Raw genomic sequence first — 19,715 nt, forward strand, 5'->3', positions numbered from 1 at the left:
TTCGTCGATCCAGCCACGCTGTCCGCTCTCCTGCTCCATCCCGCCGCTGCAGCAGCGGCGCCTGTTCAACCAGCAAGTCGACGGCGCGGGCGTGGGCGTCGGCTGGTCTGCCGCGTACGTGTCGAGCGCCGAGACCTTCCACTTCCCGTCCACGTACTGCATGTTCAGCCACAGCTGGGCGCTGCCGCTCGCGGTCTGGTTCTGGTCCGTGCGCGTCGACGTCTGGTCGACGAACACCATGACCTTCGCGCGGTCCCCGTCCAGCATGATCACCGCGCTGCGGGTCGCCTTCACCGTGACCACGATCTTCTGCTGCGGGGCCAGCCGCTCGACCTCGCCGAAGATGCGGTTGTACGTGGCCTTCACCTCGTCGTTGAGGAGCAGGTCCTTGGCCGCGTCCTGGGTCTTCGCGATGTTGTTGAAGTCGTAGGAGAACAGCGACTCCACGGCGTTCGACGCGGCCTTGCTGACGTCCGCGGTACGAGCGGTGTCCAGCAGGGCGGTGTTCGAGGTCATCGCGTCGACGCGGTTGCCCTCGATCTTGAACCACACCGCGAACCCGGCCAGCACCAGCGCCAGGCCGAACAGCGCACCGGCCAGGACGTACGGGCTGGTCTTGCGCCGCGGGCCGGGCTCCGCGGGCTCCTCCTCCGCCGCGGCGGCCTCGGCCTCGGCGTAGCTCTCCGGCTTCGGCTCCCCCGCGTCGCGGGCCTTCGGCCGCGGGCTCGGCCGCCGGGGCTCGGCCGGGGCTTCCTCGGGCTCAACCGATGCGGCCTCAACCGAAGCGGGCTCGGCCGGCGCCGAAGCCTCCTCGACCTCGGGCGCGCTGACCTCGTCGGTCTCGGTGTACTCCTCGTCGCGGGGCCTCGGCGAGGGACGCCGGATCCCGGCGCCTGCGACCTTGGGGCGGCGGCGCACCGGCGGCGGCTGCCGGCGAGACGGTGGCATGACTGGTCCTCTCCTCGTACGCCTGGGGCGACGGCTACTGCCCGCTCACGAGCGGCACCGACCCGATCCCGGACACCTTCCACTCGTCGCCGACCCGGGTCATCTGCACCTCCAGCCGCAACGGCTTGGCGGCGGGCTGCGCGCCCTCCTTGGTGACCAGCGTGCTGATCGCGGCCAGGAAGCTCGCCTTCCCGCCGTGCAGGTCCAGCTCCTCCACGCCGATGTCCTGCACCGTGGTGGTCACCTTGGTCTTGGCGTCGGCCATCGCCTGGCGGTAGTTCTGCTCGCTCGCGGTGATCTGGTCGACCAGCTCCTGGGTCGAGACGGCCTTCTGCTGCGCGAAGTAGGCGTCCGGGTTGGTGTAGTCCAGCTCGGTGTACGCCTTGACCGCCGTGGTGCCCGCCTTGACCACGTCGTCGCGGGCCTGGGCCAGGTCCAGGTTGTCGTCGGCGGAGGCGACCCACCACTGGACGCCGAAGATCCCGGCCACGATCAGCGCCGCCGCGGCCAGCGCGGCCGTGCCCAGCACCAGGTACCGGCCCAGCTTGTCCCCGGCCGCCGGGTCCGCGGCAGGCGGCTCCGGGAAGCCGGCGTCCTCGGTCCGTGCCTCGTCCGAACTCATAACACTCCAGAGTAGGTAGGTCGGGTGTGGGCGGCGTCAGCCGGGCAGCCCCAGCAGGGCGGACAGGCTGGTGATCGAGACGCCCGGCGAGCCGACGACGCCGGGGGTGCCCCGCATGTACGCCAGCTGCTCCTCGTCGCGAGTCGAGTTCTGCTGCACGTCCTGCGGCGTCGGCGCGACCGGCACGCCGTTGTACGGCGCGTTCTGAGCGCCGCGCACGCCGATCGGGCTGCCCGCGGGCTCCGCGCAGTACGAGTTCAGGTTCGGGTCGCGCGGGGTCGTCTCCGCGCCCGTGCGGTACTCCTCCGGGCTCATGTAGCCCTTGGTGCACACCGGCGGGTCGAACAGGTTGAGCGCCAGCCCGAGGTGCGCGGTGCCGTCACCGGGCGCCACGCTGCGGGCGCCCACCGCCAGCACCGGGTAGCTGACGAGCACCTGCTGGATGCCGTCCTGCCGGGTCAGCAGCAGGTTCGATGTGGTCAGCAGGTTCGCGGTCAGCTCACCGAGCCCTGGCCCGAGGTCCGTGACGAACTGGTTGAGCGTCTGCGCCGCGCCGGGGGCGACCTCGATCAGCCGCCGGATGTCGGCGTCGGAGCCCTTCAGCGTCGCCGACAGCTCGTTGAGGTTGGCGCTGAACTCCTTCAGGTTGCCCGCCTGCTGGTTCTGCGTCTGCAGCACCCGCTCGCCGGAGTCGAGCAGCTGCACAGTCTGCGGCAGGTACTGCTGCGCGGTGGCGGTGAAGTCGCGCGCGGTGTCCAGCAGCTGCTGCAGGCCCGGCCCGGTGCCGTTGAACGCGTCGTAGGACTCGTCGACTACGGTCCGCAGCGCGTCCTTCGGCACCGAGGACGCCAGGCTGTCCAGGTCGGTGATGATCTGGTCGGTGCCGATCGGCACCTGGGTCTTCGCGGCCGGGATGACCGAGCCGCCCGCGAGGTACGGTCCGCCGTCGGCGACCGGCCGCAGGTCGACGAACTGCTCGCCGACGGCCGACCGGTTGGCGATGACGGCCTGCAGGTTCGCCGGCACCTGCGGGGTGTCCGGCGCGATCTCCAGGTCCGCTTCCAGCCCCTCGGCGGTGAGCCGCAGCTGGCCGACCTTGCCGATGTTGTAGCCGCGGTAGGTGACCTCGGCCCCGGTGAAGATGCCGCCGGACTGGGTCAGCTCCAGCTTGACCGTGTAGCCGGTCTGGCCGAACACCTGCCCGAGCCCGGCGAACCGGATCAGCGCGTAGACCACGGCCACCACGGAGATGACCAGGAACGCGAGCAGTTGGATCTTGGTCTTGCGGACCAGCATCACACACCCCCCGCCAGCAGGCCGAAGATGCCCGCGACCCCGGTCTGTTGCGGCTGCGCCCCGGTCGCGCCGGTCGCAGCCGTGCTCTGCGGCGCCAGATCCTGCGGCAACGGCAGCGGCGGCGGCTGGTTGGCCTGTTCGCCCTCGACGCCGCCGGTGAGCCCGGCCAGGCTGTCCGGCAGCACGCCGCCGAGGGGGTTCTGCCTGCTGCGGCTCAGGTTCTGCAGCACGTTCTGCAGGTTGAGGTCGATCTTGGCGTAGAGGTTGAAGTAGTCGCCCTTCACGCCGTCGACCGCCGCGTCGGTGAACGGGTAGGTCAGCAGGATCTCCAGCGACTTGGGCAGGTCGGCGCCGGCCTCACCGAGCTTCTGCAGCGTCGGCAGCAGCGCCCGCAGGTCGGCGACCAGGTTCTCCTGGCTCTTGTTCAGCGTGTCGACGGTGACGCCGGAGAGGTTCTGCAGCGCCTGCAGCATGGTGACCAGCTGGGTGCGCTGCTGCTCCAGGACGCCGATGCCGGGGCCGAGGTCGTCGATGGCGTTGACGATCTGGTCCTTCTGCCCGGCCAGCGTGCTGGCGAGCCGGTTGAGGCCGTCCAGCGCGCGGGTGATGTCGCCGGACTGGGCGTCCAGTGTGGACACCAGCTGGTTGGCGTTGTCCAGCAGGCGCCGGATGTCCGGCTCGCGGCCCTCGGTGGCGGCGTTGAGCTCCTTGGTGATGGTGTTGAGCTGCTCGACACCGCCGCCGTTGAGCAGCATGGACAGCGCGCCGAGCACCTCCTCCACCTCGACGCTGCGGTTGGTGCGCGCCAGCGGGATCTCCGCGCCGTCGGTGAGCGTGCCCTGCGCCAGGTCGTCGCCGGGCGAGGCCAGCTCGACGTACTTCTCGCCGAGGAGGCTGGACTGCCGGATGTTGGCGAGCGAGTTGGCGGGCAGCTTGACGTCGCCGTTGAGCTTCACGGTGACCTCGGCGTGCCAGCCGTCCGGCGTCAGGCCGATCGCCTCGACCCGGCCGACCGGGACCTCGTTGACCTTGACGCCAGCCTGCGGCACGAGGTCGAGCACGTCGTTGAACTGGACCTTGACCGTGTACGGGTGGTCGCCGAGGTCGGCGCCGCCGGGCAGCGGCACGTCGTAGATGCCGCCGAACGAGCAACTGGACAGGGTCAGCGCGCCGGCCACGCCGGCGGCGACGAGCGCGATCGTCTTCCTCATCGCGACGCCCCCGTTCCGTAGACCGTCTGCGCCAGCGGGAGCGGCAGCGGCGGCAGCTCGCCGTTCTGCAGGGCGTGCACCGTCTGCGCGACCGACGGCAGCGGCACCGCGCCGTCCAGCAGCGGCGCGACCGAGCTGCACAGGTCGCCGATCGCGTCCAGCGCGGACGGGGTCTGCTTGAGCAGGTTGCAGATCATCACGATCGGCGGCTGGGTCAGCTCGTTGAGGTTGGCCCGCGCGTCGAGCGTGCCCGACGAGCCGTTGTAGGCGTTGATCACGTTGTTCAGGCCGACCGGCGCGACGTCGAGGATCTCGGCGAGCGCGCTGCGCTGGTCCACCAGCACCTGGGTCACGCTGGCCAGCTTGTCCACATTGGACTTCAGCCGGTCGGAGTGGTTGTTGATGAACTGCTGCACCGTGGCGAGCGTGGTGCCGAGCTGCTGCACCGTGGCGGCCAGGTTGTCCTTCTCCCCCGCCAGGTAGCCGGAGACGTCGGCCAGCCGCTGCTCGAACTGGCGCACCTGGTTGTCGCTGTTGGCCAGGGTGGTGGTGAAGTCGGCCAGGTTGGAGATCGTGCCGAACAGGTCGTCCTCGTTGCCGGACAACGTCTTCGACGCCTGGCTCAGCTTGGTGATCGTGTCGTGCAGGGCCTGGCCGTTGCCGTCCAGGTTCTGCGCCAGCGTGGTCAGCAGGTCCGACAGCGAGCCGTTGGAGTTGACCCCGTTCGGGCCGAGCGAGCGGCTGATCTTGTCCAGGCTCTCGTAGAGCTGGTCGACCTCGATCGGCACCGCGGTCTTCTCCAGCGGGATGGTGGCGCCCTCGCTGATCACCTCGCCGCCGGTGTAGGCCGGGGCGAGCTGCACGTACCGGTCGCTGACCAGCGACGGCGCGACGATCGCGGCCTGCGCGTCGGCGGGCACCCGCACCGTGCGGTCGTACTCCATCACGACCTTGACCCGGTCGCCCATCGGCTCGACCGAGGTCACCTTGCCCATGTCCACGCCGAGCACCCGCACGCTGTTGCCGACGTAGAGACCGGTCGCGCTGGTGAAGTAGGCGGTGAGGTGTTTCTTGTCGGCGTCCTTGAGGGTCCACCAGAGCACGCCGGCCACGACGAGGCCGAGCACGCAGGCCGCGGCGACGCCGCGCGCGAGGGATCGGCCGAAGCGGGTCTCCGTCATTTCTGGTTGCACCCCTCTTCGTTCAGGGGGCCGATCGAAGGCAGGATCAGACCGCAGATGTAGTTGTCGAACCAGTGCCCGTTGCCGACGGTGTTGGTGAACACGCGGATGTAGGGCGCGAACCGGGCGATGCCCTGCGCCAGGTTGTCCTGGTTGCGCTGCAGCATCGCGGTGAGCTGGTCCAGCGAGGTCAGCACCGGCGTCAGCTGGGCGTCGTTGTCGCTCACCAGCCCCTGCAGCTGCCGGGACAGCTCCTGCGAGCCGGCCAGCAGCGTGGAGATCGCCTGCTCTCGCGCCGCGACCTCCTGCAGGACGAGGTTGCCGTCCTGCAGCAGCCGGGTCAGCTGCTGGTCGCGGTCGGCCAGCGTCTGCGAGATCTGGTTGGTGTTCTGCAGCAGCTGCGCCAGCTCGGTGTCCCGCTTGGCGATCGTGTCGGACAGCTGCGACAGGCCGTTGAGCGCGCCGCGCACGTTGTCGGACGTGCCGGACAGCGTCTGGGACAGCACGTCGAAGGATTGGGCCAGCTGGTCCGTGTCGATGTCGTTCACCGTCGACGACAGGTCCCGGAACGCGTCCAGCACGTCGTAGGGCGCCAGCGTCCGTTCCTTCGGGATCGGCGTGCCCGGGTCGAGCGCCTTCTCGCCGACCGGGTCGAGCGCGAGGTACTTCTGGCCGAGCAGCGTCTTGATCTTGATCGCCGCCGCGGTCTTGTCGCCAAGCCAGGTGTCCTTGACCTTGAACGTGACCTTCACCGACGCGCCGTCCAGCGCCACGTCGGTGACCTTGCCGACCTTCACGCCTGCCACGCGCACCTCGTCGTCGGCCTTCAGGCCGGCCGCCTCGGTGAACTCCGCCTCGTAGCTGGTCCCGGCGCCGATGATCGGCAGGTCGTCGGCGTTGAGCGCGGCGATGAAGCCCAGCAGCATCAGCACGAGGCCGACGGCCGCGATGGGCACCGGGTTGCGCGACTGGAAGCTCCTCATGATCCGCACCGCGCCTGGGTCGCCGGCATGATCGGGAGGTTGATCTCCTGGTTGATCAGCGGCGGCAGCGACACGCTCCCGCTCGCCGAGCAGAGGTAGAAGTTGAACCAGGAACCGTAGTCGGCCGTGCGCGCCAGCGTCGTGACCTTCTCCGGCAGGAACTGGATGAAGTGCTCCACCAGTGGCTCGCTGTCGTTGAGGTTCTGGGCGAGCCCGCCCAGCGCCGAGATGTCGTTCTTGAGCGGTTCGCGCGCCTCGTCGAGGAAGCCCGCGGTCGTGTTGGCCAGCCCGCCGAGCGCGTCGATCGCGTCACCGATCGAGTCGCGGTCCTGGGCCAGGCCGGTGGTGAGCTGCTGCAGCTTGTCGATCAGGTCGGTCAGCTGCGGGGTGTGCGCGTTGACCGCGTCCAGCACCGTGTTCAGGTTGGTCACCACCTGGCCGATCACCTGGTCCTTCTGCGCGATCGTGGTGGTCAGCGACGCGGTGTGGGCGAGCAGGCTGTCGATCGTGCCGCCCTCGCCCTGCAGGACCTGGATCAGCTCGTAGGACAGCTTGTTGACGTCCTCCGGGTTGAGCGCGCGGAACAGCGGCTTGAACCCGTTGAACAGCTCGTCCAGGTCGAGCGCCGGCGTGGTGCGCTCCAGCGGGATCGTGCTGCCCGGCTTGAGCGTCTGCTTGTCGTCCCCGGTGCCCTGGCCGAGCGAGAGGTACCGCTGGCCGACCAGGTTGCGGTACTTGATCTGCACCGTGACACCGGCGGGCAAGGTGCGGCCCTGGTCGACCTCGAAGTCGATCTGGGCCTGGCGCCGGTCGACGATCTTGACGTCGGTGACCTGCCCGACCTTCACGCCCGCGATGCGGACGTCGTCGCCGGGCAGCACCAGCGTCGCGTCGGTGAAGCGGGCGCTGTAGCCGGTGGTGTCCTGGGTGTTGATGTTGGCGATGCTGATGCCGAGGATCGCCGTGAACAACACGGTGATCACGATGAAGATGGTCAGCTTGACCAGCGGCGCGACCAGTCCCCTCACTTGACCGTCACCTCCGCACCTCGGTAGAGCGGGCCCACGAGCAGGCCGGACCAGCCCGGCATGGCCGCCGGGTCGAGGCCGACCTGCGGGCCGACGAGCTGGGACAGGAAGTCGAGCTCGGCCCGGCTGTTGGCCGGGTTGCTGCCCGCCGCGCCGCCGCCGTTGTAGCCGCCGGCGTCGGCGATGGTGTTGGCGGGCTGGAGCCCGTCACTGGCCGGACGCGAGCCCGGCGTCGGCTGTGCGCCGTCCTTGATCGGGCCCTCCGGCGGGTACTGCGGGAACGGCTGCGGGAAGTCCTTGACGTTGTAGCAGCGCGGGCCCCGCTTGTCCTCGAAGCGCGGCTCGTCGCGGCCTGCCACGTACGGCCCGCGGGTGGTGACGATCTCGATCGTCGCGTGCAGGCCGGGCTGGTTCGTGCCCTTGCCCAGGGCCTCGTCCACGTAGGGCACCAGCTCGGCCATCGAGCCGAACAGGCACGGGTACTCCGGCGCGTACTTCGCCAGCAGCTCGGCCGTCGGCCGGGAGTTCTCGGCGAGGCTGATCAGGTTGCTCGCGTTCGCGCTCACGAACGATTCCAGGGTCTGCGACGCGGCCGTCACGTTGGCGTAGAGGGCCTGCAGGTTCTGCTGCTCGTCGAACACCGTCTTCGTCGTGGTCGACAGGTTGTCCAGCGTCTGCACGAGATCCGGCGCGGCCTCGTTGAGGTTGTCGGAGAACTTCGCCAGCTCGCGCAGGTTCTCCTGCAGCTGCGGCAGGTGCGGGTTCAGGTCGCCGAAGTAGGTGCCCAGCTCCGACAGGGTCTGCCCGAGCGTCTCGCCGCGGCCCTGCAGGGCGGTCGAGATCGCGGTCAGCGTGGTGGACAGCTTCTCCGGCTGCACGGCCTGCAGCACCGGCAGCAGGTTGTCCAGGGCCTGCGACAGCTGGACCGCGTTCTGCGTGCGGTCCTCCGGGATCACGTCGCCCGCGGCGATCGTGCGCGCCGACGGCTGCTCCGGGATCTCCAGCGACACGTACCGCTCGCCGAACAACGTCTTCGGCAGGAACCGGGCGCTCACGTTCTCCGGGATCAGCTTCGCCGACTCCGGGTCCAGCGCGAGCGTCAGCGTGGCGCCCTCGGCGCTCGCGTCGATCGACTTCACCGACCCGACGATCAGCCCGCGCACCTTCACGTCGGACTGCGGCAGCAGCTGGTTGCCGACCTCGCCTGCCTGCAGCTTCACCTCGACGGTCGGCGTGAACGCCTTGTTGTACATGGCGATCGACAGCGTGACGCCCGCCGCGAGCACCACGATCAGGAGCAGGCCGAGCAGCCTGCGGCGCAAGGTCACCACAGTGATGTCACCCCGCGATCCGGACCGTCACCGAGGTCCCCCAGATGGCGAACCCGATGAAGAAGTTGATGATGGCGACCGTGACGATGCTCAGCCGCACCGCGCGGCCCACCGCCACACCCACGCCCGCCGGGCCGCCGGAGGCGCGGTACCCGAAGTAGCAGTGGGTCAGGATGATCACGACGCTGAATATCAGCACCTTGATGAACGAGTAGAAGACGTCCTCGGGAGGTAAGAACAGGTTGAAGTAGTGGTCGTACGTGCCTTCGGACTGCCCGTAGATGTAGATGACCACCAGCCGTGACGCCAGGTACGACGACAGCAGGCCGATCACGTACAGCGGGATGACCGCGACGAACCCGGCGATGATCCGGGTGGTCACCAGGTACGGCAGGCTCGGCACGCCCATCACCTCGAGCGCGTCGATCTCCTCCGAGATCCGCATCGCGCCCAGCTGCGCGGTGAACCCGGCGCCGACGGTCGCCGACAACGCGAGGCCCGCGACCAGCGGGGCGATCTCGCGGGTGTTGAAGAACGCCGTCAGGAAGCCGGTGAACGCCGACGTGCCGATCGAGTTCAGGGCCGAGTAGCCCTGGAGGCCGACCAGGACACCGGTGAACAGGGTGAGGCCGATCATCACGCCGACCGTGCCGCCGATGACCGCCAGCGAGCCCGAGCCGAAGCTGACCTCGGCCAGCAGCCGCAGCACTTCCTTGGTGTAGCGGCGGATCGTGCGTGGCGTCCACGCCAGCGCCCGGATGTAGAACGACATCTGGTCGCCGAAGTTGTCCAGGATCTCCAGTGGACGGTGGGCGATCCGCTTCGCCGTCTGACCGATGTTCGCCATGATCAGCTCAGCTTTCCGGGGACGATCTGCAGGTAGATGAGCGTGATCACGAAGTTCACGACGAAGAGCAGCAGGAACGTGATGACGACGGACTGGTTCACCGCGTCACCCACGCCCTTCGGGCCGCCCGCGGGGTTCAGCCCGCGGTAGGCGGCGACCACGGCGGCGATGAAGCCGAAGATGAGCGCCTTGATCTCGCCGACCCACAGGTCGGGCAGCTGGGCCAGCGCCGAGAAGCTCGCCAGGTACGCGCCCGGAGTGCCGCCCTGCAGCACCACGTTGAAGAAGTAGCCGCCGAGCACGCCGATGACGCTGACCATGCCGTTGAGCAGCAGCGCGACGAGCATCGACGCGAGCACGCGCGGCACGATCAGGCGCTGCACCGCGGAGACGCCGAGCACCTCCATCGCGTCGATCTCCTCGCGGATGGTGCGCGCGCCGATGTCCGCGCAGATCGCGCTGCCGCCCGCGCCCGCGACGAGCAGCGCGGTCACCAGCGGGGCGGCCTGCTGCACGGTGGCGAGCACGCTGCCGGCGCCGGTGTAGGACTGCGCGCCGAGCTGGCGCGCGAGGGACCCGAACTGCAGCGAGATGACCGCGCCGAACGGGATCGCGACGAGGGCCGTAGGCAGGATCGTGACGCTCGCGATGAACCACGACTGCTGGATGAACTCCCGCAACTGGAACGGCCGCTGGAAGAACCCGCGGATGATGTCCAGCCCGAGGGCGAACAGCTTCCCGGTCTCACGCAGCATTCCGATCCCGGGAACCTTGGCCGAGGAGGCCGTCGAGCTCATGCCTCACCGGCCCCCGGGCCACGCAACCGGTCGGTGGTCTCGGTTCTGCTGGGCCACCCGGACTGCGGCATGCGCGCGATTTCCTCGTCGGAGAGCTGCCCCTGGTGGTGCGTCGGCAGCGGCATGGTGGGGGCGGCGTGGCGGCTGCCGGTGTGCACCGCGCGGCGCGGCGTGACGCCGTAGTGGCGCCGCTCCTCCGGGGACAGGGACTCGATGATCCCCTCCTGCGCGGCGGGCGGCAGCGTGTGCAGGATCTTCATGACCCGGTCCTTGCGGCGGATCGCGCCCTGCCGGGTCGGCACGCCCGGGGTCGGCTGCATCTGCGCCGGGATGCCGGTGACGTCCTCGACACCGCCCGCGTGGTGACCGGCCTCGAACATGGCGCGCTCGGCGGCCATCTGGGCGGTGTCCTTCTCCTCGGACATGCCGATCGGGCCGTCCATGCGGCCGTTGAGGAACTGCTTGACGACCGGCTCCTCGCTGGTCAGCAGCACCTCGCGGGGCCCGAACATGACCAGCTCCTTGCGGAACAGCATGCCCAGGTTGTCCGGCACCGTGCGGGCCAGGTTGATGTTGTGCGTGACGATCAGGAACGTCGCGTCGATCTGCGCGTTCACGTCGATGAACAGCTGCGAGATGTAGGTGGTGCGGACCGGGTCCAGACCGGAGTCCGGCTCGTCGACCAGGATGATCTCCGGGTCCAGCACCAGGGCGCGGGCCAGGCCGGCGCGCTTGCGCATACCGCCGGAAATCTCGCCGGGCAGCTTCTTCTCGGCGCCGGCCAGACCGGTCATCTCGAGCTTTTCCAGGACGATCCGGCGGATCTCGGTCTCGGATTTCTTGGTGTGCTCGCGGAGCGGGAACGCGACGTTGTCGTAGAGGTTCATGGAACCGAACAGCGCGCCGTCCTGGAACAGCACTCCGAACAATTTTCGCGTTTCGTACAGCTTGTGCTCGCTGCACCGCACGATGTCGACACCGTTGATCATGCAGCTGCCCCGGTCGGGCTTGAGCAGCCCGATCATGGACTTCAGGAACACCGACTTTCCGGTGCCCGACGGGCCCAGCATGACCGACACCTCACCCGGAGGCAGTGTCAAGGTCACGTCCCGCCAAATGGTCTGCCGCCCGAAGGACTTGGTCAGACCCTCGATGACCACCTCGGCACCCATCGAACCTCCCGCAGCTCCGACGCCGTGGATCAACACCCTGGCACACGCCTGCCCGGCGTCAACAAGGTGCAACGAGTCAAGTCCCGAGCAGGTTACTCATGAGTTTTTCAAGCCACAATCCAGGTGAAGAGAAAAAGGCGGGCCACCCACCGGGTGACCCGCCTTTTTCGAGATGCGGAATTCGCGACTACTTGACGCTGACCTTGGCGCCGGCAGCCTCGAGCTTCTCCTTGGCCGCGTTGGCGGCGTCCTTGTCGACCTTCTCCAGGAGCGGCTTCGGGGCGCCCTCGACGAGCTCCTTGGCCTCCTTCAGGCCCAGGCCGGAGACGACCTCGCGGACGACCTTGATGACCTGGATCTTCTTGTCGCCGGCACCCTCGAGGATGACGTCGAACTCGTCCTTCTCCTCCTCGGCCGGGGCACCGGCAGCGGCGGCACCCGGGGCGGCGGCCGCGACGGCGACCGGCGCGGCGGCGGTGACGTCGAAGGTCTCCTCGAACTTCTTCACGAAGTCCGAGAGCTCCAGCAGGGTCAGCTCCTTGAACGCGTCGAGCAGTTCGTCGGTGCTCAGCTTCGCCATGATGGCGTTCCTTTCCTAACGGGTGGTACGGGGTGGGTGGTTACTTCAGCTCTCGGCGGGTGCCTCGTCGCCCTGCTGCTTGTCCGCGAGGGCCTGCGCGAGGCGGGCGACCTGGGACGCCGGGGCCTGGAACAGAGCCGCGGCCTGGGACAGCTTGGCCTTGAACGCGCCTGCCGCCTTGGCGAGGAGAACCTCGCGGCTGTCGAGGTCGGCGATCTGGTTGACCTCGTCGACGGACAGCGGGCGGCCGTCCATGTAGCCGCCCTTGATGACCAGGGCGGCGTTGTCCTTGGCGAAGTTCTTCAGGGCCTTCGCGGCGTCGACCGGCTCACCCTGCACGAAGGCGATCGCGGTCGGGCCGACGAAGAGATCCTGGAGACCCTCGATGCCGGCCTCTTCCGCGGCCCGCTGCACGAGGGTGTTCTTCGCAACCCGGTACTTGGCACTGGTGCCGAGAGCGCGGCGCAGCTCGCTGAGCTGGGACACGGAGAGGCCGTTGTACTGGGTGATGACGGTGGCCGAGCTGCTGCGGAAGTGGTCCGCGATCTCGGCGACGGCCGCCACCTTGTCCGGCTTCGCCATGGGTCGCCTCCTCTCTTGGCTGGTTTGACCGCCTTGTGCGAGGAGTCCCGGGAAGAAGAAAACGCCCACGCGCAGCAAGCACGGGGCGTGTGGCACACCAGGGGTGTGCGGCCTCGTTCTTCCTGCGCGGGCCGCCCCTCCTTGTTCCGGGGCACTTCGCTTCGCGCCTGACGGCGTGAAGAACCAGCGGTCTTCGGTAGAACCGTCGTCCATAGTACCTGGCCGGCGCGGGCGGCTTGCCGGCCCCCTGGTTACGCGGTCCGTGATGACTCGGCCACCCGGTGGCAGGCATCATGGGCGCGTGGTGGAGCAGCGACCAGGCCAACAGCCCGACGAGCCTTCCCGGGACCCCAGCGGCGAGCCGCCGGCGGGTGGCTCGGCCGTGGAACCGGCCCAGCCGCAGCTCGATCCGGAGCAGCTGCGGCAGTTCCAGCAGTTCCAGCAGTTCCAGGACTTCCTCCGCTACACCGAGGCGCAGCGGCAGAGCAACGGAGACCTGGTGCCGACGCAGAACGCGCCGGTGCAGAACGTCCCGGCCCCGCACGCGCCGGTGCAGAGTGCGCCCGGGTACGGCCCGCCCACACAGCCTGGGCACGGTGGACCGCCCGTTCCGCCACCGCCGTACGGCCAGCTCCAGCCTCTCCCCCAGCCCGGCCCGAAGATCAGGGCACCGAAGTGGGCGAAACGGCTGGCGGGGAAGCTGCTGTCCGCACTGCTGTTCCTGATCGTCCTGATCGTGGCCGGCAAGCTGGCGTACAACCACTTCTTCCCCGAGGACGATCCGGATCTACCCGCCGCCCAGACCGGCGGTGGCACGTACCACACCAACGTGCTCTACTCGGCCAACCCGTACGAAGCGGCTCGCCAGATCTACCAGCAGATCGGTCAGAACCTGCCGGACCGCGCCTGCGGCCTGATCGCACCGGAGGTGCGTCAGAAGTTCGCGAACGACCTCGGGTACGCGACCTGTGAGCAGGCGTCGGCCGAGATCTACAAGCAGGTGACGAACCGGATCAGCTGGGCCAGTTCACTGCCGTTCGGTGGCGCCCCTCCCCAGGGAGCCACCGAGGTGCGCATCGACTCCTGCGAATACGAGATCACCGGCGGCCCCGCGCTCGGCGTCTTCGTCGTCAGGGAGGTCAACACCAACCAGTGGCTCGTCGTGGGCCACGAGCCAGGCCCCACGGTGTGCCCCGCGCCGAGCACGGCGGTCACTCCTACCAGCCGATAGAAGAAGGGCCCCGGCGCAGCAGCGCCGGGGCCCTTCTCTCGAAACTACCGTCAGACGGTCGCGTCCTCGGCGAGGAGGTTGCGCGTCCGGGCGGGGTCGACCGGGATGCCGCGCCCCATGGTGGTCGAGACGACCACCTTCTTGATGTAACGGCCCTTCGCGGCGGACGGCTTCGCCCGCAGGATCTCGTCCAGCGCGGCGGCGTAGTTCTCCACCAGCTTCTCGACGTCGAACGACGACTTGCCGATCACCAGGTGCAGGTTGGCCTGCTTGTCGACGCGGAAGTCGATCTTGCCGCCCTTGATCTCGGTGACCGCCTTCGCCACGTCGGGCGTCACGGTGCCGCTCTTCGGGTTCGGCATCAGGCCACGCGGGCCCAGGATGCGGGCGATGCGCCCGACCTTCGCCATCTGGTCCGGCGTCGCGACAGCGGCGTCGAAGTCGAGCCAGCCACCCTGGATTCGCTCGATCAGGTCGTCGCTGCCGACGGCGTCGGCACCGGCGGCCTCGGCCTGCGCGGCCTTGTCGCCGACGGCGAACGCGATGACGCGGACGGTCTTACCGGTACCGTGCGGCAGGTTCACGGTGCCGCGGACCATCTGGTCGGCCTTGCGGGGGTCGACGCCGAGGCGCATCGCGACCTCGACCGTCTCGTCCATCTTGGACTTGGAGAGCTCCTTCGCCAGCTTGACGGCCTCGAGCGGGGCGTAGAGCCGCTCGCGGTCGATCTGCTCAGCCGTCTGGCGGTAAGCCTTGCTGCGCTTTGCCATGTCTGTCCTTAGCTAGAAAGTGGATCAGTTGTGGTACGAGCCAGCGCCTGGCTCTCCCACTGCAGTCCCGGGGGACTTATTCGACCGTGATGCCCATCGACCGGGCGGTGCCGGCGATGATCTTCGCCGCCTGCTCGATGTCGTTGGCGTTCAGGTCCGACTTCTTGGTCTCGGCGATCTCGCGCACCTGGTCCCAGGTCACCTTGGCGACCTTGGTCTTGTGCGGCTCGGCCGAGCCCTTGTCGATGCCCGCGGCCTTCAGCAGCAGCCGAGCGGCCGGCGGCGTCTTCAGCTTGAAGTCGAACGACCGGTCTTCGTACACGGAGATCTCGACCGGCACCACGTTGCCGCGCTGCGACTCGGTCGCGGCGTTGTAGGCCTTGCAGAACTCCATGATGTTGACGCCGTGCTGACCCAGCGCGGGGCCGACCGGCGGAGCCGGGTTCGCGGCACCCGCCTGAATCTGCAGCTTGATGATCGCTGCAAGCTTCTTCTTCTTGGGTGGCATTCCTAGTTCCTATTCAGTACCGAGTACCCCGCGCGCCTGCCTGCGCGCGAGGGCCAACGATCCAGTGTACTGGGTCGTCAGATCTTGGAGACCTGGTTGAACGACAGCTCGACCGGCGTCTCGCGGCCGAAGATCGAAACCAGGACCTTCAACTTCTGCGCGTCCGCGTTGACCTCGCTGATCGTCGCGGGCAGCGTCGCGAACGGGCCGTCCATGACGGTGACCGACTCGCCCACCTCGAAGTCGACCTCGACCGCGGGCGCGCCCAGCGCGGCCTCCGCCGAGGCGGCCTCGCCCTTGGCCTTCGCCGGGGCGGGCTTTTCGACCTTCGGGGCCAGGAACTTCAGCACGTCGTCGATGCTCAGCGGCGACGGCTTCGAGGTCGCGCCGACGAACCCGGTGACACCCGGCGTGTTGCGCACCGCGCTCCACGAGGCGTCGTTCAGCTCCATCCGGACCAGGATGTAGCCGGGCAGCACCTTCTGCTGCACGACCTTGCGCTGGCCGTTCTTGATCTGCGTGACCTCTTCGGTCGGGACCTCGATCTGGAAGATGTAGTCCTCGACGTCCAGCGTCTGGGTACGGGTCTCGAGGTTGTTCTTGACCTTGTTCTCGTACCCGGCGTAGGAGTGCACGACGTACCAGTCGCCCGGGAGCGAGCGCAGCTCCTTGCGCAGCTTCTCGACCGGGTCCTCGTCGTCGTCCTCGGCGGGCGCGGCCTCGGCGGCCGGCTCGGCCACCTCGTCGCCCGCCTGCTCGTCGTCGGCCGCGGCCTCTTCCGGCTCGGCGTCGAGTTCGGCGACCGCGCCGTCGGCGTCCTGGTCGGACTCGACGGCCTCGTCCTCAGCCACCGCCTCGACCGGCTCGTCGTACTCGTCGCCGGCTGCGACGCCGTTCTCGGAGGTCACGTTCCGTCCTCTCACTTGATCGCTTGTCGTGTCCGTGCCGGCCCGCGGGACGCGCTCAGCCGAACAGCCAGAACACGCCCTTGCGGAACGCGAAGTCCAGCAACGAGACCAGCGCGACCATGAAGGCCACGAAGACCAGCACGACCGTGGTGTAGGTGACCATCTGCTTGCGCGTCGGCCAGATGACCTTGCGCAGCTCGGCCCACACCTCGCGGATGAACCGCACCAGCCTCGCGAACAGCGACGGCTTCTTGTCCTTGCGGGTCCGCTTCGGGGTCGCGCGACCCTTCTTGACCTCGCCCGCCTTGGCCTTGCCGTCGGTGACCGGGCTAGCGGCCGAAGCCTTGCCCGACGGACGCGCCTTGTCGCCGTCCTTGGCCGCCTTGCCGGCAGGGCGCGCGGAGGCGCGACGTTCGCGCCGCGCCGCAGCCGTGACCGGACGCGCAGCCCGCTTGGGCTCCTGCTCCTGGCCCTTGCCGCCGGCGTCGTTGTCGCTCACGACCACTCCTCCGCTAAGGCACCTACATCGACGCAGGGGTGACAGGACTTGAACCTGCAACCTGCGGTTTTGGAGACCGCTGCTCTGCCAATTGAGCTACACCCCTTCGAGCAATCCAGCCGCTCGCTGGACGCCCTTGACCCTCCCCGCATGCCCTGCGGGGTCAGGCGCCGGACGTTCCAAGTTCGGAAGTCTACGGCAAGCCCGGAAGGGGCCCGCAACCGAGGGGCGCAGAACGGCTCCCGCGTGCTCCTCGACACACGCGACGTGCGAACATGAAGGCCATGAGCGCACCCGCAACCGTCACCGCCAGCTCCCGCATTTCGGCCCGGATCGCCGGCATCACGCCGTCGGCCACCCTCGCCGTGGACGCGAAGGCGAAGGAGCTGAAGGCGCAGGGCCGCCCGGTGATCGGCTTCGGTGCGGGGCAGCCGGACTTCCCCACCCCCGACTACGTCGTGGATGCGGCCGCGAAGGCCGTCCACGACCGGGCCAACCACGGTTACACCGCGGCCGGCGGCCTGCCCGAGCTGAAGGAGGCCATCGCGGCGAAGACCCTGCGCGACACCGGCTTCGCCATCGAGCCCAGCCAGGTCCTGGTCACCAACGGCGGCAAGCAGGCCGTCTACTCCGCCTTCGCCACGCTGTGCGACCCGGGCGACGAGGTCCTGCTGCTCGCGCCGTACTGGACCACCTACCCCGAGTCGATCAAGCTCGCCGGTGGTGTGCCGGTGCAGGTCACGGCCGACGAGTCGACCGGATACCGGGTCACCGTCGAGCAGCTGGAGGCCGCGCGCACCGACCGCACCAAGGTGCTGCTGTTCAACTCGCCGTCCAACCCGACCGGCGCGGTCTACAGCCGCGAGCAGATCGAGGCCATCGGCAAGTGGGCCCTCGAGCACGGCATCTGGGTGATCACCGACGAGATCTACGAGCACCTGACCTACGACGGCGTGCAGAACCACTCGATGCCGGTCGTGGTGCCCGAGCTGGCCGACCGGACCCTGGTGCTCAACGGCGTCGCCAAGACCTACTCGATGACCGGCTGGCGCGTCGGCTGGATCGCCGGCCCCAAGGACGTGATCAAGGCCGCGACGAGCTACCAGTCGCACCTGTGCGGCAACGTGTCGAACGTCGCACAGCGGGCCGCGCTGGCCGCCGTCGCGGGGCCGCTGGACGTGGTCGCCGAGATGCGCGCCGCGTTCGACGCCCGCCGCAAGAAGATCGTCTCGCTGCTGTCGGACATCCCGGGCGTCACCTGCCCGACCCCGGAGGGCGCGTTCTACGCGTACCCGTCGTTCAAGGAGCTCCTCGGCAAGGAGATCCGCGGCGAGAAGCCGGCCGACACGCTGGAGCTGGCCGACCTGATGCTGCGCGAGGCCGACGTGGCCGCGGTGCCGGGCGAGGCGTTCGGCACGCCGGGCTACTTCCGGTTCTCCTACGCGCTGGCCGAGTCGGACCTCGTGGAGGGCGTGGAGCGGATCGCCGCCCTGCTGTCCGAGGCGAAGTAACCCGATCGAGTCAACCGAAGCGCCACTTCCGCATGCCGGAAGTGGCGCTTCGGCGTTTTCGGGGTAGCCGTAGCGGGTGGGGAAGAAGGTGCTGATCGGGGTGGTGGTGGCCGCGCTCGTCGGGGCGGCGATCGCCGGTGTCGTGTACTGGCGCAGCGACCGCGGCGAGTCCACCGCGCCACCGAAGCCCCCTGGTTCGGTGATCGGCCCCGGCACCGGCCGGTACGTCGCGCTGGGCGACTCCTACACGTCGGCGCCGCGGACGGGAGCGCCGGCCGGCACGCCGCCGGGCTGCGGGCGGTCGGACAACAACTACCCGCACCTCGTCGCCGCCGAGCTGCGGCCGGTGTCGTTCGCCGACGTGAGCTGCGGCGGGGCGACGACGCAGCACCTGTCGGAGCCGCAGACCACGCCGGACGGGGTGAACCCGCCGCAGCTGGACGCGGTCACCCCGGACACGACGCTGGTGACGCTCGGGATCGGCGGCAACGACATCGGGCTGGTGAGCCTCGCCCGCGACTGCCTCACGACGAACCGCACGGTCTCGCTGTGCAAGCCGCGGCTGACCGCGGGCGGGCGGGACCAGCTGGCGGAGCGGATCGAGGCGACGGCGCCGAAGGTGCGGGCCGCGCTGGCCGCGATCCACGAGCGGGCGCCGCGGGCGCAGGTGATCGTGGTGGGCTACCCGACGGCGCTGCCGGACGGCAACGGGTGCTGGCCGTTCCTGCCCATCGGGCCCGAGGACGTGGCCTACCTGCGGACCTCGCTCGCCCGGCTGAACTCGATGCTGGCCGCGGAGGCGAAGGCGGGCCAGGCCGGGTACGCGGACACGGCGACGCCGTCCAAGGGGAAGGACATGTGCGCCAAGGCGCGGGTCAAGTGGGTCGAGGACGTGGTGCCGTCCTCGCCGGCGATGGAGCTGCATCCCAACGCGGTCGGGGAGCGTGGGATGGCGGACGTGGTGCTGGATCTGGTGGATTGACGCGGCTGCGGCGGCTCGTGTGCCTGAGTGCGGCTTCAAAGATCAAAAGATTGTCCTCGCCGGACGGGCAGGCTCCGGGATGACCTAGCGGTGCCTCGTCTCACCTTGGGCCTGGCTCAAAGTGATCGTTCCGGTGGCAGGCGACGGGATGACCACCCAGCTACCGTGTTCAGGCGCCGCGCTGCGGGCCTCAGTCGAGGTCGAAGGCCAGGCGGATCGCTTCCGTCAGTTCGCGCTCCTGGTCGGGCATCAGGCGGCCGATCTGCTTGCCCAGCGCCGACTTGCGGATCGTCTGGATGTTGTCGCAGCTGACGACGCTTTCGTGGTCCAAGCCGTTGCGGCTGCCGACCCGCACCTCGGTGGACAGGCCGCGGATCGTGCTCGTCACGGGGGCGATCGTGACGCGGGTCAGGTGCGGGCGGACCAGCTCGCGGGTCAGCACCAGCACCGGCCGGACCTTGTCGAGCCGGGCGAGGTGGATCGGGCGCATCAGTCCAGGTCGTCCAGCGGGGCGGCGTGCTCCTCGATCCCGGCGAGATCGTCCGGCACGCCGCCCGTCAGCAGGGCGATGTCGCGCTCCGCGAGCAGGCGCCGGCGCTCCCGCTCCAAGGCGCGGAACACCAGCTCGGCACGGCTCGCGGCGCCGCCCTCCTCCACCACGTGGTCGATGAAGGACACCAGGTCGTCGGGGAGACGAACGGCGATCTGCTTCGTCATACCACTACGGT

Annotated in this window: 22 protein-coding genes and 1 tRNA gene; 3 read left to right on the plus strand and 20 right to left on the minus strand. The window is 69.2% G+C overall.

The window, feature by feature from the left end; translation table 11 throughout:
• The 13 genes from ABZ193_RS19695 to rplJ all read right to left on the minus strand — a co-directional run.
• The coding region (locus ABZ193_RS19695; protein ID WP_354710910.1) for a hypothetical protein at nucleotides 1-948 on the minus strand (948 nt) is incomplete at its 3' end.
• Between the two features lie 34 nt (nucleotides 949-982).
• Nucleotides 983-1,570, minus strand: coding sequence for a hypothetical protein (locus ABZ193_RS19700; RefSeq protein WP_020417554.1), 588 nt, complete (start codon nucleotides 1,568-1,570; stop codon nucleotides 983-985).
• A 36-nt stretch (nucleotides 1,571-1,606) separates the two neighbouring features.
• Entirely contained in the window at nucleotides 1,607-2,866 is a 1,260-nt protein-coding gene (locus ABZ193_RS19705; protein ID WP_354710911.1) for an MlaD family protein, read from the minus strand.
• Nucleotides 2,866-4,077: an MCE family protein gene (locus tag ABZ193_RS19710; protein ID WP_020417552.1), complete on the minus strand. Its 1,212-nt coding sequence runs from the start codon at nucleotides 4,075-4,077 to the stop codon at nucleotides 2,866-2,868. The genes ABZ193_RS19705 and ABZ193_RS19710 overlap by 1 nt, the downstream gene beginning before the upstream one ends.
• A complete protein-coding gene (locus ABZ193_RS19715; protein ID WP_354710912.1) occupies nucleotides 4,074-5,258 on the minus strand; it encodes an MCE family protein in 1,185 nt (394 codons plus the stop codon). The genes ABZ193_RS19710 and ABZ193_RS19715 overlap by 4 nt, the downstream gene beginning before the upstream one ends.
• The gene (locus ABZ193_RS19720; protein WP_237338062.1) at nucleotides 5,255-6,241 is read right to left on the minus strand and encodes an MCE family protein; all 987 of its coding nucleotides are present in this window, start codon (nucleotides 6,239-6,241) and stop codon (nucleotides 5,255-5,257) included. The genes ABZ193_RS19715 and ABZ193_RS19720 overlap by 4 nt, the downstream gene beginning before the upstream one ends.
• Nucleotides 6,238-7,269, minus strand: coding sequence for an MCE family protein (locus ABZ193_RS19725; RefSeq protein ID WP_354710914.1), 1,032 nt, complete (start codon nucleotides 7,267-7,269; stop codon nucleotides 6,238-6,240). The genes ABZ193_RS19720 and ABZ193_RS19725 overlap by 4 nt, the downstream gene beginning before the upstream one ends.
• Complete coding sequence (locus ABZ193_RS19730; protein ID WP_354710916.1) at nucleotides 7,266-8,600, minus strand: MCE family protein; 1,335 nt, start codon at nucleotides 8,598-8,600, stop codon at nucleotides 7,266-7,268. The genes ABZ193_RS19725 and ABZ193_RS19730 overlap by 4 nt, the downstream gene beginning before the upstream one ends.
• Nucleotides 8,601-8,607: 7 nt before the next feature.
• On the minus strand, nucleotides 8,608-9,447 hold the full coding sequence (locus ABZ193_RS19735) for an ABC transporter permease (RefSeq protein WP_020417547.1): 840 nt from the start codon (nucleotides 9,445-9,447) through the stop codon (nucleotides 8,608-8,610).
• Between the two features lie 2 nt (nucleotides 9,448-9,449).
• Entirely contained in the window at nucleotides 9,450-10,244 is a 795-nt protein-coding gene (locus ABZ193_RS19740) for an ABC transporter permease (RefSeq protein WP_017986586.1), read from the minus strand.
• Nucleotides 10,241-11,416 carry an ATP-binding cassette domain-containing protein gene (locus ABZ193_RS19745; protein WP_354710917.1) on the minus strand — a complete coding sequence of 392 codons (1,176 nt, stop codon included), beginning with the start codon at nucleotides 11,414-11,416 and terminating at the stop codon, nucleotides 10,241-10,243. The genes ABZ193_RS19740 and ABZ193_RS19745 overlap by 4 nt, the downstream gene beginning before the upstream one ends.
• Before the next feature lie 187 nt (nucleotides 11,417-11,603).
• The gene (gene rplL / locus ABZ193_RS19750) at nucleotides 11,604-11,996 is read right to left on the minus strand and encodes a 50S ribosomal protein L7/L12 (RefSeq protein WP_017986584.1); all 393 of its coding nucleotides are present in this window, start codon (nucleotides 11,994-11,996) and stop codon (nucleotides 11,604-11,606) included.
• A 45-nt stretch (nucleotides 11,997-12,041) separates the two neighbouring features.
• Entirely contained in the window at nucleotides 12,042-12,578 is a 537-nt protein-coding gene (rplJ, locus tag ABZ193_RS19755) for a 50S ribosomal protein L10 (RefSeq protein ID WP_017986583.1), read from the minus strand.
• Between the two features lie 382 nt (nucleotides 12,579-12,960).
• On the opposite strand from rplJ, the gene ABZ193_RS19760 reads away from it, so the two are divergent.
• On the plus strand, nucleotides 12,961-13,809 hold the full coding sequence (locus ABZ193_RS19760) for a hypothetical protein (RefSeq protein WP_020417544.1): 849 nt from the start codon (nucleotides 12,961-12,963) through the stop codon (nucleotides 13,807-13,809).
• Nucleotides 13,810-13,859: 50 nt separating this feature from the next.
• Here the strand turns inward: ABZ193_RS19760 and rplA are convergent, their stop codons facing one another.
• The 5 genes from rplA to ABZ193_RS19785 form a co-directional block, all read right to left on the minus strand.
• The gene (rplA, locus tag ABZ193_RS19765; protein WP_020417543.1) at nucleotides 13,860-14,579 is read right to left on the minus strand and encodes a 50S ribosomal protein L1; all 720 of its coding nucleotides are present in this window, start codon (nucleotides 14,577-14,579) and stop codon (nucleotides 13,860-13,862) included.
• A gap of 76 nt (nucleotides 14,580-14,655) precedes the next feature.
• Nucleotides 14,656-15,087 carry a 50S ribosomal protein L11 gene (rplK, locus tag ABZ193_RS19770; protein ID WP_017986580.1) on the minus strand — a complete coding sequence of 144 codons (432 nt, stop codon included), beginning with the start codon at nucleotides 15,085-15,087 and terminating at the stop codon, nucleotides 14,656-14,658.
• 77 nt (nucleotides 15,088-15,164) lie between these two features.
• On the minus strand, nucleotides 15,165-15,995 hold the full coding sequence (nusG, locus tag ABZ193_RS19775) for a transcription termination/antitermination protein NusG (protein WP_020417541.1): 831 nt from the start codon (nucleotides 15,993-15,995) through the stop codon (nucleotides 15,165-15,167).
• A gap of 55 nt (nucleotides 15,996-16,050) precedes the next feature.
• A complete protein-coding gene (secE, locus tag ABZ193_RS19780) occupies nucleotides 16,051-16,500 on the minus strand; it encodes a preprotein translocase subunit SecE (RefSeq protein WP_020417540.1) in 450 nt (149 codons plus the stop codon).
• 27 nt (nucleotides 16,501-16,527) lie between these two features.
• A tRNA-Trp gene (locus tag ABZ193_RS19785) sits at nucleotides 16,528-16,600 on the minus strand.
• A 178-nt stretch (nucleotides 16,601-16,778) separates the two neighbouring features.
• Here ABZ193_RS19785 and ABZ193_RS19790 point away from each other — a divergent pair.
• Both ABZ193_RS19790 and ABZ193_RS19795 read left to right on the plus strand, forming a co-directional pair.
• The gene (locus ABZ193_RS19790; RefSeq protein ID WP_354710919.1) at nucleotides 16,779-18,005 is read left to right on the plus strand and encodes a pyridoxal phosphate-dependent aminotransferase; all 1,227 of its coding nucleotides are present in this window, start codon (nucleotides 16,779-16,781) and stop codon (nucleotides 18,003-18,005) included.
• 76 nt (nucleotides 18,006-18,081) lie between these two features.
• The gene (locus tag ABZ193_RS19795; RefSeq protein ID WP_020417538.1) at nucleotides 18,082-18,987 is read left to right on the plus strand and encodes an SGNH/GDSL hydrolase family protein; all 906 of its coding nucleotides are present in this window, start codon (nucleotides 18,082-18,084) and stop codon (nucleotides 18,985-18,987) included.
• A 190-nt stretch (nucleotides 18,988-19,177) separates the two neighbouring features.
• On the opposite strand, the gene ABZ193_RS19800 is transcribed toward ABZ193_RS19795, so the two are convergent.
• Both ABZ193_RS19800 and ABZ193_RS19805 read right to left on the minus strand, forming a co-directional pair.
• On the minus strand, nucleotides 19,178-19,477 hold the full coding sequence (locus ABZ193_RS19800; RefSeq protein WP_020417537.1) for a type II toxin-antitoxin system PemK/MazF family toxin: 300 nt from the start codon (nucleotides 19,475-19,477) through the stop codon (nucleotides 19,178-19,180).
• Entirely contained in the window at nucleotides 19,477-19,704 is a 228-nt protein-coding gene (locus ABZ193_RS19805) for a ribbon-helix-helix domain-containing protein (RefSeq protein WP_020417536.1), read from the minus strand. The genes ABZ193_RS19800 and ABZ193_RS19805 overlap by 1 nt, the downstream gene beginning before the upstream one ends.
• Nucleotides 19,705-19,715 lie beyond the last annotated feature (11 nt).

This window comes from Amycolatopsis sp. NPDC006125, from assembly GCF_040614195.1.
GTDB lineage: Bacteria > Actinomycetota > Actinomycetes > Mycobacteriales > Pseudonocardiaceae > Amycolatopsis_E > Amycolatopsis_E tucumanensis.